At 55.7% G+C, this 18,908-nt stretch carries 8 protein-coding genes; 1 reads left to right on the forward strand and 7 read right to left on the reverse strand.

The window, feature by feature from the left end; translation table 11 throughout:
• Positions 1-128: 128 nt before the first annotated feature.
• The 5 genes from SH573x_RS16645 to SH573x_RS16665 all read right to left on the reverse strand — a co-directional run bounded on the left by SH573x_RS16645 (position 129) and on the right by SH573x_RS16665 (position 10,453).
• Complete coding sequence (locus tag SH573x_RS16645; protein WP_479348747.1) at positions 129-1,502, reverse strand: transposase; 1,374 nt, start codon at positions 1,500-1,502, stop codon at positions 129-131.
• 267 nt (positions 1,503-1,769) lie between these two features.
• Complete coding sequence (pepD, locus tag SH573x_RS16650; RefSeq protein WP_479348748.1) at positions 1,770-3,272, reverse strand: beta-Ala-His dipeptidase; 1,503 nt, start codon at positions 3,270-3,272, stop codon at positions 1,770-1,772.
• 69 nt (positions 3,273-3,341) lie between these two features.
• Positions 3,342-6,266, reverse strand: coding sequence for a PVC-type heme-binding CxxCH protein (locus tag SH573x_RS16655; protein WP_479348750.1), 2,925 nt, complete (start codon positions 6,264-6,266; stop codon positions 3,342-3,344).
• 100 nt (positions 6,267-6,366) lie between these two features.
• Positions 6,367-9,918: a PVC-type heme-binding CxxCH protein gene (locus SH573x_RS16660; protein ID WP_479348752.1), complete on the reverse strand. Its 3,552-nt coding sequence runs from the start codon at positions 9,916-9,918 to the stop codon at positions 6,367-6,369.
• Between the two features lie 34 nt (positions 9,919-9,952).
• A complete protein-coding gene (locus SH573x_RS16665; RefSeq protein ID WP_479348753.1) occupies positions 9,953-10,453 on the reverse strand; it encodes a DUF6960 family protein in 501 nt (166 codons plus the stop codon).
• Between the two features lie 252 nt (positions 10,454-10,705).
• Between SH573x_RS16665 and SH573x_RS16670 the strand changes: the two genes are divergently transcribed.
• A complete protein-coding gene (locus tag SH573x_RS16670) occupies positions 10,706-12,376 on the forward strand; it encodes an RNA polymerase sigma factor (RefSeq protein WP_479348755.1) in 1,671 nt (556 codons plus the stop codon).
• Positions 12,377-13,559: 1,183 nt separating this feature from the next.
• Here the strand turns inward: SH573x_RS16670 and SH573x_RS16675 are convergent.
• Both SH573x_RS16675 and SH573x_RS16680 read right to left on the reverse strand, forming a co-directional pair.
• Positions 13,560-16,376 carry a c-type cytochrome domain-containing protein gene (locus tag SH573x_RS16675; protein WP_479348756.1) on the reverse strand — a complete coding sequence of 939 codons (2,817 nt, stop codon included), beginning with the start codon at positions 16,374-16,376 and terminating at the stop codon, positions 13,560-13,562.
• Between the two features lie 4 nt (positions 16,377-16,380).
• The gene (locus SH573x_RS16680; protein WP_479348757.1) at positions 16,381-18,876 is read right to left on the reverse strand and encodes a hypothetical protein; all 2,496 of its coding nucleotides are present in this window, start codon (positions 18,874-18,876) and stop codon (positions 16,381-16,383) included.
• Between the last annotated feature and the right edge of the window lie 32 nt (positions 18,877-18,908).

Raw genomic sequence — 18,908 nt, forward strand, 5'->3', positions numbered from 1 at the left:
GTAAATCGTTTAACCCGTAGCCGCAGGCGAGGCGAACCCTCTAACCAAACTCTGCCCTGCGTAGCCGGAGTCACTACACTGGGTGCGCCTCGCCTGCGGCTTTTGAAGTTGCGCCTTTTTTGCTTAAATCATACGGCTATCCTGTATTCTGTTGGAAGTGCTGCAGCCATCAATCGTTTGAGTTTGTTGATGCCTCCAGAAGTTTTTAGGCGGTCGTTGATGTACTTTAGTTCTTGGCCCATACTTTCTTGGCGGTAGGCTAAGCACAGTCCATGCAGTCGCTGCATGGCCCACCATCGTCGCCTCTCCTCGTCGAGCCTACGGTCATTCATTCTTGTGATACGCATATCTTCCAAGAACAATACCGTAGTAATCGCCAACTCAGTCCAAGTCTCCACAGCTCGGAAGTCTTTGAACGAGTACTGATCGAAACCGAGCGTAGACTTTAGTTCTTTGAAGAATAGTTCGATTTGCCAGCGGAGCGAGTACATCTCGATCACTTCAAGCACACTCAAATCAACAGCATTCGTCATCAGGATTTTGACGTCGTCGGAAGTCGCCTTCACTAGATTGGATTTCGTTGTCGAAAAAATCAGTAGCACTGAACCGACGTTCCGTACCTCTGCTTTTTCCTTGTGCGTATAGTAATCGCGATGTTTCGTTTTCGGCCCAATACGATACTTGGAAAGCCGCCGGTAAGAGGCGTACTTGCCCGTACTCGCGTGAAGCCTGGTTCGCTTGAGCGACAAACTCGTCCAATCCTTTAAACGAGACCGCAATTTGGGGCGGTTGCCCTTGGTGCCTTGATAAACTCTTTCCGAATTAGCCGGAAAGATCCATGTGTATCCTTTTTCCTCACAAGCTTCGCGTACAACCTGAGATTCATAGGCCGTATCGCCTATCACCACTACTTCCGCATCATCTGGCAATGGGAGCGTGCGGATCATTTCCGCAGCACACTCTGCCGTTGTCAGCATCGGAACTTTTCGATGCTCGCTGTATTCTTCCGTGTAGTGGGGCATTTGCCTTGGCACACGGATGCCACTGGGAGTGATCAGCACACCGCACGTGAAGCTGTGGATCGATTTAGCATCCGTCTTCACGCGCTTCCTGTTTTTACTATTCCCGTTCTTCTTGCGTTGGCGATTGCCAGCGCTACATATGTATGTGTTTTGAGATGTCTTACCAGACTGCGTCTTCTGCGTTGCATCCACAATGAAAAAGAATTTGCCGCGCTTCGACTCTTTCGCGAGCAGTGCCTTGGCCAGACCTTTATTGAAATCGAATTTCCGCCAACGTGCCTGCGCCAAGAAACGAGTTACCTCCCCGCGATGAACTGCCTCGGAGCAAATACTACCAGCAGCAGCCGAGCAACTCATTCGGCCGCGATGCAGAATAAAGGCGAGCACCATTCGCATGAACATCATCAATGCGCGTTCTTTGAGATTACATTGAGCCAAATACCCCTTGAGCGACTTGGCAGATTCGGCGACGATAATCATTGCGGGTCCTCCTCCATGTTTGGTGATATTCAACAAACTTTTCATGGAATGGACCCGCTTTTTTTGCAATAGCAGTTTTTTTGCTAGCATGAAAAAGGCGCAACTTCAAAACCTGCGGCTACGGGTTAAACGATTTGCCGCCAGGCGAGGTGCACCCTCTAACCCAACGCTGCGTTTACCTGAGCGTCTGCGTGCTTAAGACAGAGATTCGCCACGGCACGTGAACTCCTTCGTTTGCCTAACCTGCGGCTACGGGTTAAACGAGCGCTACAAAGAATGCAAGATTGCTTGCAGGTATTGGTACGATTTGGCGGCGGAGCTGATTTGGACTCGTTCGCCGACGGCGTGGTTGCCTTTGATGGTGGGACCAATCGAGATTGCGCTGAGGCCCGGCAGCTTTTCGATTAGCAGACCACATTCCAGTCCAGCGTGAACGGCATGCACTTTGGGTTCGCTCTGGAACAAACGTCGATACTCTTCGATGGCGATCTTCAGCAACTGAGAATCGAGATGCGGCTTCCAGCCGGGATAGCCATCAGCAAACTTGACTTCAGCGCCGCTCAACTGCACGATGCCACGCAATGAATCGGAGACATCTTCCAGCGCGTCTTTAGTGGTGCCACGCACGCTGCAGATGATTTCCGCATTGGCTTGATTGTCGAGCGAGATGATAGCCATGTTGCAAGAAGATTCGACCAGTACCGGTATTTCCGGAGTCATCTCGCAGATGCCAGTCGGTATGGCCATCAGCAAGCCAACAAAGTCACTAGTGCTCTGAGCGTTGAAACAGCTGGATGACGAATCGGCTTTAGCACACTCAATCGCGACTTTGTTATCGCGAGCATCATACAACTGATCGAATTGCGCAGCTGCGGCGCTGAGTAACTTGGCAAGCTTGTCGACTTGACCGGAGGGTAGAGCGATGGTCGCTTGGCAAGTATCCGGAATCGCATTGCGCCGCGAGCCGCCATGCAGGGCGACCAGCCGAGCTCCAGTGTCAGCCACGATGGCGCGCAGCGTGCGAGCCATCAATCGATTGGCGTTAGCGCGACCTTGATTGATCTCGACGCCCGAGTGACCACCTTTGAGTCCATCGATCGAGATCTTGAAACACTCATCGGCTCCGGTTGATTCCCACTGGCCCTGCCAGGTCAGTACCGCATCGCGTCCACCGGCTGCGCCGATGGTGATCTCGTCGTCATCTTCGGTATCAATATTGATCAGCTGTTTGCCGGTCAGCCCTAGCGCGACTGGGTCGAGCCCAATCGCGCCTGTCATGCCAGCTTCTTCGTCGATGGTGAAAAGCAACTGCATGGGCACGGGACGATCTGACGATTCGGCTAGCGCCATCATCATGGCTACGCCCAATCCATTGTCGGCGCCCAGTGTTGAGTAGGGAGCGATGATCCAATCACCGGCGTCGTTTGGCTTGAGCCGCTTGCTGTGGCTGGGATCGAGATCACCACGCACTGTGGGAATCAACCCGCGTGCTGCATCGGCGCCATCATTGTCACCGCTGGCCGTCACCGAAACGATATCGACATGGCATTGCAAGATGACTGGCTGCTTGGCCGACTGCCCCGTGGCCGGGACATGCACCACGAGATTACCTGTCGCATCGCGCTGGGCAGTAAAGCCCAACCCATCGGCCCATTTGTTTAACCACTCTATGGCCGGCGTCTCTTCTTTTGATGGTCGCGGTACGCAGACCAGTTCAAAGAATCGCGTCCAGACTAGCTTGGGCTCCGGCAATGGATAGGTGGGTTTCATCGTTGGTTCGGCATCAGGTAGTTAAGAGACTCATACGTGGGCAATATAACGCAGATGCTTTCACAGCTCCTATGGCATGATGAAGCGCATCAGGTCACGGACTTCTTGCGGCTTGAGTGTATCAAGAATTCCTTCGGGCATCAGCGACTTGCCGGTATCTTTCACGGTTTGAACATCCGCTTTGGCCAGGGTGACTAATTCCTTATCAGTTTGGACCGCGATTGTTTGATCGGTCTGCGAGACAACGACCCCCGTAATGACTCGGTTATCATCCAGCAAGATCACCGAAGTCGTAAACTGCTTGGGTACGACAGCACTGGGATCAACCATATTGATGAGCAAATATTCTAAGCTGCTGCGATTGGAGCCGGTCAAATCCGGGCCAACCGTCTTGCCTTCGCCGTACAGCTTGTGGCAGTTGGCGCAGTTCTTCTTGAATAGTTCGGCACCGGCAGCCTTGTCGCCTTGCTGGACGTAGTCAGCCGTCAATTGTTTCTTCCATTTTTCGATCGCATCCAAACGCGCTTGCGGAGTATCTTGCACGATGCCCCACTTGGCATCGAGCACACTCTTAATATGCGCATCGCCCAGGGCCAGCAGTTGTCGAACTTGAGTGGCGCTCAGTTCGTGGGCATCAATGTCTCCGGCTTCGATCGCGCCGACCAGTTCCGTGGCATACGTTGTGCGGCTGGCCAAAGTATCTAACGCCCGCTGCTTGTTGCCATCTCTGAAACCGCTGAAGCGATTGATCAGTTCCTTGGCAGTAGCCGGGTGATCAAAGGCGCGCAGGGCATCGATGGCCGCATCAACGATCGCGCGATCACCCAGCAGGTTGAAGAGCATGGGCACTGAATCCATATCCTTGGCCTGGGCCAAGGCGCGGACGGCGTTCTCGCGCGCCACCGGATCAGCATCGCCAGCAGCTGCCAACTTGCGCAGGTCCTTCATAGCTGCACCATCGCCGAAGAGCACGGCCAGTCCTCCGACGGCATTGGTCAGCTGCGGATCGTTCAGTGCCTTGAGTTGCTTTTCGATCGACGACCATTGAGCTGGTGCTTTGACCTGTGCACGACCCGCCAGGCCCCACTTAAACGATTCGACCAGGCCGATGGCTTCGCTGCTGTTCTTGGTCTGGGTGGCCCGCTCGGCGATCCAAGCTAGCGTGGCGGCAATCAGTTCAGGTCGCGAATCCACTTCATGCGCGCGGCGACGCACGACAAACTGAAGTAGCTTCGGATTACCAGCCACGGTATCGAGGGCCGCGGACTCGATAACCACGGGTTCAATGCCGTACCAGGTCATCAACGTTAGCTGATTCTCTTTCGCGATTGCAGTGGCATTCTCCCGACAACTGAAGATCGCAGCCGTCAATTGCCACCGACCAGCGGCCTCGTATTTTTGTAAGGACGACACCATCGACAGCAACACGTTGGCTGGTTGTGGCTTCGTCGCCAAGAGCTTCAGTGTTGCCAGGTGATGTTCTCGACCGGCTTGGTCCGCCGTGGCCAATTGCACGGCATAAGCCACCGCCATCGACTCCGATCCACTGAGCGCGGCCGTAATCAACTCAGGCGTGTTCAGCCCCAGGGTCTCGCGCAATAACAAGGACTTTAGTGAGCCGTCGGTACCTACTGAGGCCACATTGGCTGGACTGCCTGCAGCCACCGCTTCTTGTTGCAAGCGTCGAGCGTGCCGACCCCACCAATCAAACTTCGACGTATCCGTGCTCTTCATTCGCGCGGCAAAATCTGAGGTCTTTTTGGGTTGACCGTAGGCAATGCGATAGATGCGGCCGCTAGTGCGATGGATGCCATCGTGATCGTGGCACTCACCGTTATCAGACCAATCCGAGATATACATGGCCCCTTCGGGACCGAGTTTAATATCGACGCCGCGAAACCAATTGTTCTTGACGATCAGGAAATCCGGTTCGCGGCGACCAACGTAGCCACTGCCCTCGCGATCGAGCCGGTTGATGTTAACCCGGCGACCGTGTGTATTGCACATGAAGATCTGATCATGGTACTTGGCGGGAAAGTTATCGCCTTGGTAGATCATGCCACCGACGTGCGAGTGACCGCCACCTAAGTCGTTGGCTACGCCATCGCGACTCTCCATCCACTTCGTCTTGGTGTCCCAGTGATAATGGTCGGCCGTCATATCCATCAACTCATACGCGTGTGGATTGAAGTCTTGACCGTACATGCGTTGATAATGCGCACCAGGGATCACGTGCCAGAGATGCCCTTGCACATTGTTGGTCATAAAGAACTGGCCCGCTGCGTTGTAGTCCAGTCCCCATGGGTTGGTCGTACCATTGCACACAACTTCGACAAGTTTGCGCGTAGGATGATACCGCCAAATGCCACAGTTCATCTTGACGCGAGCTTCGAGCGGCGTGCCCGGTACACCCGGATAAGAGGTATCCACAATTCCATGCCGACCATACAGCCAGCCATCGGGTCCCCACGTTAGCCCGCTGACGAAGTTGTGACCACAATCTTTGCTCCAGCCGTCCAGCACAATCTCGGGTTCGCCATCGGGTACATCATCGCCATTGCGATCGGCAATGAACGACAACGTACCGTCATGTAGAATCCACAGCCCACCGAAACCCCAAGTGAGGCTGGTCAACATAAAGCCGCGATCCCAAAACACTTTGCGTGAGTCGTGTCGCCCATCACCATCGGAGTCTTCCAGGATGATGATGCGATCACGAAGTTTGGTTTCATACGGACCACCGCTGTAGGTGTAGTTTTCCGCAATCCACAAACGGCCGCGATCGTCAAAGTCCATGCAGATCGGCTGCTGAACATCGGGCTCGCCGGCGAAAAGCGTTGCTTGAAAACCTTCGGGCAGGTCAATCAGCTTGACCATCTCTTCGGGTGTCGGTGGATGCTGCCCCGCCGCTTCGGTATTGAAAACTTTGGGGAAATCGTCAGCTGCGCAAACGGACGAACACATGAGAAGAAGAGCGGCCAGGCGAAGACACATATTTTCACACTTCAGTTTCAAACTTCAAACTTCAAACTTCAATCTTCAATCTTCAATCTTCAATCGTAAATCGTAAAATCGAAAATCGTAAATCTTCCGCCTAGTGTTGCGTAATGAATTGCAACAGGTGGCTCAGATCTTGATCGTTGATCAACTCGGCAAAGTTGTCCGGCATTAACGAGCGCGTGGTGTCTTTGCGCGTGGCGATTTGATCTTTGTCGATGTTCTGCGTTTTGCCATCGGTTCCTACCAGTTGCATTTCGCCAGTGGCGGTTTCGCGCACCAGTCCCACCACCACGCGATCGTCGTCCATGAGCAGCGAGGTCATGCGGAAGGCTTTGTCAACGTTGCGATTGGGCAACAGAATGTCCTCGGCCAGCCGTTCGGGACCACGGGCAACCGTGCCATCCAGTTGCGGTCCCACCAATTGTCCCACTCCGCGCAGTTTGTGGCAGTTGGCACAATTCTTTTCGTAGATCACTTTGCCTTTGTCGAAATCACCAGTCAGCAGTTTGAAAGCTGCGACACGATTGACGATGGCTTGCTCAGCGTCACTCGGGGCAGCGCTGGCCGCTTCGCTCAGTTCAACCAAACGCATGGCATCGCGATCGTCCTTGGTCGCAGTCAGAACTTCTTTTACCGTTCGCAAGCTCTGGGGCGAAACGCGACCCTCATCGACCAACTCCAGAAGCAATCGTCGACCATCGGTACTGCCAATCAAACCGCGAACCATGATGGACTGCTGTGGCAACGTCAAGCGCGAAGCGATTTCGGTGGCCAGGTCCTTACAGGCTTTGTTGAATTCATCACCACTGCCAAGGGCCAGTTGCGGCGTTACCGCTGAAGATTGCCCGCGTTGCACAGCCGCGTCGGCCAACAGCTTGCCTAGTCCATTACCCCGCGCGGCATTGATCGAAGATACCAACCGAGCACGACCTTCGTCCGTTAGTGCTGGCGCGGTGACGATCTGTTGCAGTTGCGACTTGACCACTCCCAAGCCATCAGCTCCGGTGCCTTCTATCAGTCTGCTCAGCTTGGCAATCGCCGCGTCGGCTGACGGTGGATTGAGGGCGGGCAACGAGAAACCTTCGACACCCAGCCAAGCATACGCATTGCCATCGTCGCCATCAACGCATTCAAGGCGTACCGGTTTTCCAACATGTTCTTTCAATTGCCAGACGATTTCGTTGAGGGCATCATGACGCGGCGGTGCGGCTTGCGCGATCGCTTGACCGCTATTGGCCAGCACCAATCGCACCAGGTTCTTGCCTGGAGCCGGCATATTCGGCGGCCCATCATGACCACACAGCCAGAACGTTAACTTCTCCGGACAATCGAAGGTGGCTGTCGAGAAGGTACCGGTGTAGGCTTCACCTAGCGTTAAACTGGAAATGACTTTGGTCGGCTGGCCACTGCCCGAGCGCTGGCGCTGTTCGCTATTCCACTTGCGTCCATCACTGCTTTGCCAATCCAGCGGCTTGACTGCACCCGTCTCCGACAGTTTTGCGGCGATAGCATCGGCAACCTTGACCAGCTTGGCATCGATTAACTCTAGCAGTGGCTTGGGCACCGGTTGGCGATCGGCTCGTAGCGTCGCCAACGCTTCAAGACCGAACGTAGTTTGTTGATCGAGGGCACCATCGAGTAAGCTGGTCATTGAATCATCCGAGGCAGGCAAACCGCGGATCAATTGCAGAACCTGGTCAGCAAACTCTGGCTTCATATGTTTGCAAGCGAGTTGCAAAGCCGGACCGCGCAGGTCGGCCAATCCAGTTTTATCGGCAATGACCAAATCGAGCATGGTTGAAGCGGCCGCAGGTGTGTTCACAGCCGGTAGAATCGCGGCAAACACCTGGCGCTGATTGCCCTTTAGCTCTTTAGCCTGGGCGAGAATGCTATCGGCAACCTTCGGAGTGCTGAGAATTTGCTTCACGGCGATGCGCATGGCATGCGGAACGATGGCCACATCGGTAGCCCGTTGGGCGACTTGGTCCAGCATGGCAACCACTTCAAGCTCGCCTCCATGTTCAGCCAGTGCGCTGGCCGCCGCAATTGCAAGATGCGGATTATCGCTGGTCAAGGCTGCGCGAGCGGATTCAAGTAGCGCTGGATCATGGCCACTGCCACGCGGCAAATCGGTCCATACCTTGAACGCCGCCACTGCAACTTCCGCATTCTTATCGCGGGCTTTGGCAGCTAAGGCAGGCAGCGAATCATGACCGGCCCGATGCAGGGCCCACATGGCTGCAATCTGTTGATTAGCGTCATGAGATTCGAGCAGCTTGATCAATGGCTGCGGACCTACTTTGGCGTCGGCCAGTTGCTGCAAGGCGAACTCGCGCGTGGTCGCGTTGGGGCTGGCTAGTTGAGCGATGTGTTCTTTCGAAAGGACCTTTGGTCCTTGAACACGGTTGCTGCCCAGTTGGCTGCTTGGCTTGTCGCCACGATAGACGATTCGCCAGATGCGGCCACTATCGCGATCGCGCTCCGGGTGATCCAGCCGCACTTCGTAGTGTCCAATAATCTTGTTATAGAAATCTGCCACGTACAGCGCACCATCGGCCCCCAGCTGTATATCCACTGGTCGGAACCAGGGATCTTCGCTGGTCATGAAGTCGGGTTCTTCGACCAGGCGAATGCGATCGCGATCCATTTCAAAGCGATTGCAATTGATGCGGCTGGTCATCACATTGCCCGAGTAGAACTTGCGGCGGAATTCTGCGGGATACTGATCGGCCATGTAGTAGCTAATACCGCAAATCGCGGTGCTGCCATGCAAATGGTCCATGACCGCGGGCACAAAGCCGAGTCCATCATGCGGCCGACCAAAACTCTCATAGAAACCACCGGGCACGAGCATCGTTACCGGTTTGCTGTGACAGTCAGCGGTGTACCAATTGCCGTACTCGTCGCAAGTCATCCCGAAAGGATTCACCTGGCCAGTCGTAAACTGCTCGACGTGCGAGCCATCTTCACGAAAGCGAAAGGTGTTGCCGGATATGAGATGGATCTCGGAACCATCGGCGGCTTTGACATGCGATTGATTGTTGAAGCCATGGCAGGCGTATATCCAACCATCTTGGCCACGACGCAGCGCGTTGATCATGCCGTGCGTGTCGCGGGTCGTATCGAAGGGTCCCAGCAGCACTTGGCGATCGTCGCATTTCCCGTCACCATCGTTATCCGTCAGCAGCATGAGATTGGGGATGCTGAAACAGATGACGCCTTTGTCGACAGGCAAGATGCCAATAGGAATATTGAGCCCATCGGCAAAGGTGGTGACCGTTTCGTAACTACCGTTGTGGTCTTTGTCTTCCAAAACCTTTATCGAGTCGCGTGGAGCGCGATCGGCGGGCGCAGGATAGGGGTATTCGATGGTATCGGTAATCCACAAACGTCCCCGCGCATCGAACGCCATATTGAGTGGCTTGGAGATTTGCGGTTCCGAGGCGACCAGTTCGGCCACGAAACCGGTGGGCAGATGAAAGCCCGCTTGCTCTTGTTCAGGGGTAAGCTTGGGCGTTTCGCGCACCCCTTGGCCATAGATTTCTGCAGGTGTCTTGGGTTCATCGGCACCGCGATCACTGGCAAGGGCACCGGACATGGAGGTCAACACGAGCACGAGACAAGCCGAGTATTTCAGTCGCAACATAGTTCTCGAGGTGGGATAAGGGTGGGATCAATCGTCAACCAATCAGTTCGCCGACATTTAACAACTGGAGGTCGTCGGGCGGAACGAACTTCGGCGGCTGATGACTATAATAGCCGCTGCGTAGCCGATAGCGGAGGGTAAGTAACCGAAAATGCCCCCGAGAAAATTCTTGCGGGATTGTCATTTGCCCGCGTCGCAGCATGTATACAAAGCCGTCGCCGACCTTGTTGCACAAGACATCGACCACCGTAGCCAAGCCTGGATCATACTGACCAAAATGGCTAAGCACTTCCACGCGATCACCGGGCAAAACGTCCGCTTTCGGCAGAGAGGTCCACAGCGTCGGCTTGACGCGAAATTGAGTCGCGCCATATGCCAGGCTGTAAAACGTGCCATCAAACGCGGTGCGGCAAAACACCCGGCGGCTCGGCACCAACTCGGTCACCAATGGAACATCGTCGGGATGAATCCAAGCCGTGCCCGGTTCAGGCCAAGACAAAAACGCGCCGAAGTCAGGTAGATCAGGTCGATACATGGCGTGGGTACCTCGTCCCACATTTTAACCGATGGCACACGCCTGTGTCCTCGTGGCGACCTTTTGGTTCTGAGTCTCGCAGGATTGGAAGGCGGTTAGCGGGTTCTCTGTTGAAAACGCTGAGACGCAGAGGATCGCAGAGAATACCGGTGCCCACCCGAATGACCAGTGGCTAGACTGGGTCTGTTTGGCCTGCGTTGCCGGGTTGAACAAATCGCGCCCGGAAACTCATTCTCGTTGCACTATTCTCTCATGAGCACCAACCGAATACGGCCTGCGGCTGATAACCACCTGAAGCAATTGACCGACCCGGAGTACCAGGCCAGCTTGCAGAACGATGCCGAGTTGGTGGACTTGTACGCGCTAGCCGGACAGCCTCAGGCACTGATGGCTTTGATGGATCGCTATGGCCCAATGGTGGCCGGCGTCATCAAACGCGTGGTCAGTCATAGGCAAGATGCCGAGGATGCCTTTCAAGCGACTTGGTTGATATTTATGCAGTCGGCCAAAAAAATTCGTTCGCGGTGTTCGGTGGCGGCATGGTTATACGGTGTCGCCTATCGTACCGCGTGCCGAGTACGTTCAAAATCACGGCGTCAATCTACCAGCGTGGACTCGGTCGAAATGGTAGATGAACAGTCTACGGAGGATCCTATTGCCCGATTGGTTCGACAAATTGAACTGGGCAATCTCGACCGTGAATTGCAGCAGCTGCCCGACGCAATGCGCGAACCGCTCTTTGAGTTCTACATCCTGGGATTGACGGCTCGACAAATCGCTGACCGCATGGATTTGTCGATCGCCGCAGTCGAAGGTCGCATCAGGCGCGGCCGACAGATGTTGCGCAGTCGCCTGGCAACGCGCGGTGCAAGCTTGTCGGTTTGCGCTGCCGGCATCGATTGGATGCGCCACCAAAATGAACTGGAGCAATTCGCCTCGGCCTGCCAAGACACGTTTTCGCAATCTCATCTCGACCGTGTGAATCAACCACACTTGGTAATCGATCCTTATCTACAAACACTCATCGAAGGAGAAAGACTGATGGTCACGACATCCATCGCAAAATCGACCGGCTTTTGGGTTACGCTGATGATTACTACGGCAACTCTATCCATTCTCGCCGTCGCCGCTCAGGGAGTTGGCCAAAAGCGTGGTGGTCAAGCGGCGACGCCAACGGAAGTGGTCGCAGTGCCGGCCAGTGAGAATGAGCCGACGAGCGAATTGCAAGTAGCGGATAAGAGCGATCCGTTTGGCGGGTCCGGTGCAAGCGATTCATTTCTTGAGGGCGCCAGCGGCGCTTCGGGCATGGGTGAGGGCGGTGGCGAAGGTATGATGGCAGAAGGCAGCGGCTTCGGTATAGCAGCAGGCGGTGGGGCTAGCGGCAACATTCAGCCCGCGGCTGGTCGCACGTCCGTTGGATCGGGAGACTGGCTGGTGGATGCACGCCAGGAACTGGAAAGAGAAGCGAAGCTCCGCAATGTGCTCAACGAAGCGACCGAGTTGGACTTCGTAGGCACGCCACTGCAGCAAGTTCTGCACGAATTGGGGGACAAGCATGGCATTGGCTTTTATTTCCACCCGCATAACAAAGAAGAACTGATCGACAAACCAATCAGTATCTCGCTACCGGATGTGACTTTGCGCGACGCACTTGATTTGATTTTGGAGCCGCTGTTGCTAAGTTACGAAGTCCATCCGCGCTATGTGATCATTACCGAGAATCCTGTGCCGACCATGCGCATGTACGACTTGAAGCAAGTTTTGCCGAACAACTTACATACAGAAGACATCGTTTCCGGCGTTCAAGGGCTGTGCGAAGAGTGTCAGTTGATTGGCAACGTCTTAGTAGTTACCAGCGATGAGCCGGGTCATCGCCAAGTCGAAAGACTATTGTCCGGTCTCCAAAAGAGCTTGCGTCAATAACGACACTCGACACAATCGTTTAACCCGTAGCCGCCAGGCGAGGCGAACCCGCTAACCAAACCTGGCTGTTCGTGCGTTGCAATGGTTAGTCGCTACACTGGGTGCACCTCGCCTGACGCCAGTCGTTTAACCCGTAGCCGCCAGGCGAGGTGAACCCGCTAACCAAACCTGGCTGTTCGTGCGTTGGGGTGGTTAGTCGCTACACTGGGTGCACCTCGCCTGGCGCCATTCGTTTAACCCGTAGCCGCCAGGCGAGGTGAACCCGCTAACCAAACCTGGCTGTTCATGCGTTGCAATGGTTAGTCGCTACACCGGGTGCGCCTCGCCTGACGCCAGTCGTTTAACCCGTAGCCGCCAGGCGAGGCGAACCCGCTAACCAAACCTGGCTGTTCGTGCGTTGCAATGGTTAGTCGCTACACTGGGTGCGCCTCGCCTGACGGCTACGGGTTAAACGATGCACACAGGCTGGAAGCCTATGCCACAGTGCAATGGTTAGTCGCCACACTGGGTGCACCTCGCCTGGCGGCTACGGGTTAAACGATGCACACAGGCTGGAAGCCTATGCCACAGTGCAATGGTTAGTCGCTACACTGGGTGCGCCTTGCCTGGCGCCAGTCGTTTAACCCGTAGCCGCCAGGCGAGGCGAACCCGCTAACCAAACCTGGCTATTCGTGCGTTGCAATGGTTAGTCGCTACACCGGGTGCGCCTCGCCTGACGGCTACGGGTTAAACGATGCACACAGGCTGGAAGCCTATGCCACAGTGCAATGGTTAGTCGCTACACTGGGTGCGCCTCGCCTGACGCCAGTCGTTTAACCCGTAGCCGCCAGGCGAGGCGAACCCGCTAACCAAACCTGGCTGTTCGTGCGTTGCAGTGGTTAGTCGCCACACTGGGTGCGCCTCGCCTGACGGCTACGGGTTAAACGATGCACACAGGCTGGAAGCCTATGCCACAGTGCAATGGTTAGTCGCTACACCGGGTGCACCTCGCCTGGCGCCAGTCGTTTAACCCGTAGCCGCCAGGCGAGGCGAACCCGCTAACCAAACCTGGCTATTCGTGCGTTGCAATGGTTAGTCGCTACACCGGGTGCGCCTCGCCTGGCGGCTACGGGTTAAACGATGTACACAGGCTGGAAGCCTATGCCACAAACAGGCTGGAAGCCTATGCCACAGCCAGCCACAGTTAGTCCAATTGCTTGACTACTTGAGCGTTCTCGACAGTCCAGATAATCAGCTTGCCGTCTTGTCCGCCGGCCATGACTTGTTTGTTGTCTGGCGTGAGGCAGAGTGCATAGAGGGCACTGGTCGAGCCGCCGAAGTTGCGGACCGTTTGACCGTTGTTGCCTTCGACCAGTCTTAGCGAGTTGTCGGCGCAGGCGGCCAAGAACTGACTGGTTTGGCCAACGTACGAAAGACTGGTGATCTCTTTGGAGAAGCCGGCCACGGTTCGTTGTTGTTCACCGGTGATGGTGCTCCACACTTTGACCGTGCCATCAGCACTGGCCGATGCCAGGATGTTGCCACTGTCTTGCCAGGCGACCGACAACACGTGATGTGTGTGACCTTCCAGCGACAGTCGCTGCTTGCCTGTCGAGGCATTAAACACACGCACTAGTTTATCAGCACCACACGTAGCTAGCTCTTCGCCGCTGGGCGAGAAGGCCATGTCGAGCACCGTATCGCTGTGAACTTCGCCCAGATCTTTAATCAGCGAACCATCCGTAACGCGATACAGTTTGACATCCCCAAAGCGACTGGCTGGTCCACTGCCGACGGCTAGTGTTTGACCATCGGGCGAATAGGCGAGTGACGTAACTCGATCGCTCAGCGGTGACGTGGGATCGGTTTCGCTACCAATGGTCCGCTGCAAGATCCAATTCGAGTCGCTGTTCCATACGCTTAGCAATGTACCGCTGGAAGCAGCCATCAAGGTGCGCCCGTTCCCAATGGCCGAAACCAAATTGGGAGCATACTTCAGTTCCATCGAGACCTGGCCAGCGGCCACGTTAACGACCGTGATCGCGCCTTGCTTGCGGCCGATGATCAGTTCTCGCCCTGTAGAATCAAAGTTAAAGGCCACGGGCACTTCCTCACGCACCACCTTGGCTTGCTCGGCGATCGCAGTGGCACCAGCTTGCAAACTGGTCAATTGAGTTTTCCCCTGCTCGATAACCGCCTGCTGAGCGGGGATGGCCTGCGCAGCTCGAGTGGCTGAATCAGTCGCGGCGCCCAGAGCTTGCTCTTGTTTTTGCACGCCTTCCATGGCCGTGTTCTTGGCAGCCAACAGTTCCGGCTCTTTCTTCTTCTTGGCTTCGATATCAGCGGTCAACGTTTCAATGCGTTTCATTTGTTCGGCGATCATCGCCTTGGCAGCTTCGATGCCTTGCTCGTTGTCTTTGATGCCTTGAGTGTTAGCATCGTATTCGGCAACCTTGGCGGTCAACGCCGCGGTGGCCTTATCACGTTCTTCGGTTACCTTCTTGACGGCTTCTTGCTCTTTGACATGCGCTGCTTCAAGTTCCTTAATCACCGCAGTCAAGCGTTCGACTTCGGAGGTCTGCCGCGCTACCGCTCGCTGAGTGCGAGCTACATCGCGACCCATAGAAGTTTCTGGAACAAGTTGAGCCAGCTCTTTGCCATCGGCCACATTCCACAATCGCACCGAGCCGTCGTTACCCAGCGAAGCAACCTGCGGCGCTTTGGGATGAACAGACAAACGCGTCACTGCAACCGGACTTTTCCAAGTCGCCACAACTTTGCCTTCCAAGGCATGAATCGCGCGAATCGTGCCGTCGGCCTGCGCGGCCAACAATCGCACTGGGTCACCGGCCATCGCCGCAATCGCCGTGGCAGGCGGAATCGCTTCCGCAAAATCGACTTTGGCAAACGCCAGCACACCGCCCTCGCCCGCTGTGGCCACAAACAATTGAACTTGACCGTCAGCCAATTGCAGAGCCACACGGTCAGAGGCCAAGGCCGCGATCGCACTGACAGGTGCACCAGCAGCAAACGTGGTGGCTTTAGGCGCAGTACCCGCTGGCGAACCTGCGGGGGGCAATTGCCAACTGGTCACATTATTGGCCGCATCGCAAGTAACCACTGATGTATCGTCAAATGTCCACTCGATCGCCGTAATCGCGCCGGCAGCGGCTGGTAATTTCAACACAGCTTGTCGAGTGCTGTATTCGACGATATCAATCGAGTTATCATCGCGGGCAATGGCCAGCAGTTGACCATGGTTGGAATTGGCAATCACACCGGTCGTACCCTTGAGGCCCACCAAGGCCGTTGGAGAGACATCGCGTTTCCAAATCTTGACGCACCGATAACCACCAGTAGCCAAGGTGCTGGCATCGGGGCTAAAACCCACTGATTGCACCAGGTCTAAGTGAGCTGTCGGCAGGCCACCACTGGAAACAGTTTGTGGATCAACCAAGGCAATGGCAGTGGTCGCGTTGGCTTGCATTGGCCAATTGTGAACGATGACTTGATTGCCACGCCCCGTCGCCACGAACTGTCCATCGATGGAGGCGTCGACGGCATAAATAGGTTGGAAGCTGCCCGGGACAGGTTGCCAGGCAATGGTTTCCAACATGTTATCGTCACCAGGCATCGCGCCGGCATCGATCCACTGTTTAACCAACTCAATCTCCGCAGGTGTCAACGGTGTAGCACCCGCCGAGTTGTCCTTGGGTGGCATCGCCGAATCATCCGTTGCCAGAATGCGTTTCAGCAGTTCGCTCTCGGCGCTTTTGCCAGCCATGACAGCTTGTCCACTGTCACTGCCTTTCAAGAGTAAGGCTGCGGATTCCAGGTTCAGCCCGCCTTCAGCTTTCTTGCCATTGTGACAAGCCACACAACTGCGTTTCCACAGCGGCGCGATGTCCTTGGCGTAATCAGCTGCAGAAGCTGATGAATTAAAGAACGTTGACGAGAACACAACGGCGGCCACTATCTTGGTGACCGCGGTTATTCGCGTGGTGGTTGAGATGGTTTTCATAATTCTATTCCGTTATCACCAATACCAACGGTAGGTTGGCGCTTAGATCTTGGTTGTTGAATTTGTAACTGACCTTCAATGTCAACGGGCGCTCGCCAATGGCGGCGTCGGCGGCCAGTTTCATGTGAGATAGTGTTTGATCCATGCCGGTGGCTATTGGCGGAGCGGCCAGTTCCACTCCGGCCGAAGCTGGTTCGAGTTTTATGTCGATTGGCGAATCGAGTCCAAACAGTCGCTTGATCGCCAGGACGTGATCAGACTCGGTACCGCGTTTGGCTTCGATGCGCCAGGCAGCGGTCGGTTCCAGCGGTGCATCCACAATGACCACGCGCAATGAATTGGTAGGCAGGAACACGGCGATATCCTTCTCGCCGGTTTGATCTTTCAGTTGCGTGACGCGATCGGTAACCGTCTTCAGCGCGGCGGCTACAGCGTCTTTCTCCGCTGCCCGCGCCGGATCGGCTTGGACTTTCTCCAAGGCTGCTTTGGTCGCTTCCGCCCGCTCGAGGGCTTGAGGGTTGTTGCGGAATTTTACTTTCGTTTCGGTCTGGAACCAGACACTCCACTGTCCGAGTGGTGCGTCAGCGGCGATGACCATCTCGGGTTTGGATTCATTGACGTTGCCTTCGATCGTGACATCGGCCAAGGTACACTTGGGCGGTAAACCTTGCGCACGTAAGACAGCTTTATCCGCGCCGCCCGGTCTACGAGTAACGGTTATAGGAATTGGAAGCTTGCCGCCGCGCGCCATGACCAACGGCGCATCAGTCCCCACTTGATAGGTCACTGGTACGCTATCCTTGTCATTGACGAACAACATCAATTGCCCGCTGACCCGGCCAGTAATCGTATTCCAACTTGGAATAGCCTCCCACGTCAGTGCTGCCGACAGGGCTTCGACTTGCAGTGGGTTGGCTTCATTTAGTACTTTGCCGACAATCTTTAGTGGCACAGCTGCGTTAGGTGTTTGCGCGGGACACGAAAGGATCAGATGACCTTCATCGCGATCAGCCGGAATGATGATCGGGGGAGCGATCACGCCGGCCGGTAAGCCTTCGCATGATACTTCGATGGGTCCTGCCAGGCCGTCGCTCCGCACCGCGATGACGCGAATTGCCACCGAACCGCCGATCAGTAAGTTGTTACCGATCGGCCGGGAGGCAGGTGCAGTGTTGATGGGATAAGCCCAAGCGGCCAACAAATCGAGGGCCGGTTGTGGCTTGCGCACAGCCAAGATGTATTTCTTGCTAGCCGTAGCGCTCGAGGTTGCCAGTTGATCACGTACTTGCACACGATAGACAGCATCTTCCGGTGCGTCCCAGCGCTGCGAAGGATCGCGGCGTGCGATGCGAAAAGGCGGAGTACCGTTGGCAGGCACATCATCTTGTTCGATCAGTCGACTCAGTTGCGGAGCGCCCTCACCTGGCGTCACTTTCCATATGCTCAAAATCGGATCAGTGCTTTCACCTAGACTGTCGGAAGCCACATCGAACCAATAGACTTCGCCCTTCTTGGCGCTGAACTGAAATGATTCGCCCGCTGGTGAAGCGCTGAAGGATCCATGCACAATACAGGGCAACGTAACCTCGAGTGGTTCCGCACGCGGCGCGGATAATGAATAGAAATTGCTTTCGGCAGCCAGCCAGCGACCGAGCGCGGCCGCAGCTAGACTCTGCGCAGGTGTCAGTTGGCCAGCTGGTGGCTTCATGGCGCTGAGCAACTGAGCGCGTTCGCTCCACTCCGCTTTGGCAGGCTCGACCATGCGCGACTCGGCCGGTTCGACGAACACTGCATAAAAGAATTCGTCGCCTCCACGATAGACTGCATCGCGCAGTTCAATACGATAGTTGCCATTCACTTCTGCCACGATCTCGGCAAACGCTCCGCTAGTACCTTCGCTGCGTGCAGTAGCGATCAAGCGTCCGCTTGGTGCCAAGACACGCAGGTTCGATAGAGCACGCGAATCCAGCCTGGCATCCAGTACGTTCACACGCACGCGTTGGCCGGCTGTCAGTGGCAATTCGTAACGTTGCACCCTTGCCGCCGCATAACGATCGACGACGATGCTATCGAGGGCCAAAGCCGGATAGGGTCCCGCTTCATTGGCGGGCTGCGGCGCAACCACAATTGGTTTGGGAGCAGCCCAAAAGACTCTAGGAAACGAAGCCCCATGACGGCCAATCGCCCAAGCCTCATAGAAGCCCGGTGCCAAATCGCTGGCCACGCTGAGCGTGAATTTGCCGTAGGCCGGTTGAGTTTCACCCGTGATCGGTTGGCTTTCACCAGCCACCAGGTTGGCGCTCAGGCCAGGATTAGAAAACACCAACCGCTCGACATCCTCCAGCGGAGCCGAACCGAGCACTTCGACCGATGTCGTCGCGCCGATCTGTGCGGCTGGTGGATACAGCGTGCGAAGTTGGGTAACTGGTAGCTGGCCAAGTGCGAAGTCGCCCAGGCCAATAGCCAAGATCGCCGCGCACAGCCAGCGGCCGAATTTCATTCCATACAACATTGGATCAGGCAGGATGTTAA

The sequence above is a fragment of the Rania fehmarnensis genome (assembly GCF_056494185.1).

What these genes read in the sequence shown, in the direction of transcription:
- SH573x_RS16645 (WP_479348747.1), bottom strand. Translation starts at nt 1,502, where the DNA reads ATGATTATCGTCGCCGAATCTGCCAAGTCGCTCAAGGGGTATTTGGCT.
- pepD (WP_479348748.1), bottom strand. Translation starts at nt 3,272, where the DNA reads ATGAAACCCACCTATCCATTGCCGGAGCCCAAGCTAGTCTGGACGCGA.
- SH573x_RS16655 (WP_479348750.1), bottom strand. Translation starts at nt 6,266, where the DNA reads ATGTGTCTTCGCCTGGCCGCTCTTCTTCTCATGTGTTCGTCCGTTTGC.
- SH573x_RS16660 (WP_479348752.1), bottom strand. Translation starts at nt 9,918, where the DNA reads ATGTTGCGACTGAAATACTCGGCTTGTCTCGTGCTCGTGTTGACCTCC.
- SH573x_RS16665 (WP_479348753.1), bottom strand. Translation starts at nt 10,453, where the DNA reads ATGTATCGACCTGATCTACCTGACTTCGGCGCGTTTTTGTCTTGGCCT.
- SH573x_RS16670 (WP_479348755.1), top strand. Translation starts at nt 10,706, where the DNA reads ATGAGCACCAACCGAATACGGCCTGCGGCTGATAACCACCTGAAGCAA.
- SH573x_RS16675 (WP_479348756.1), bottom strand. Translation starts at nt 16,376, where the DNA reads ATGAAAACCATCTCAACCACCACGCGAATAACCGCGGTCACCAAGATA.
- SH573x_RS16680 (WP_479348757.1), bottom strand. Translation starts at nt 18,876, where the DNA reads ATGAAATTCGGCCGCTGGCTGTGCGCGGCGATCTTGGCTATTGGCCTG.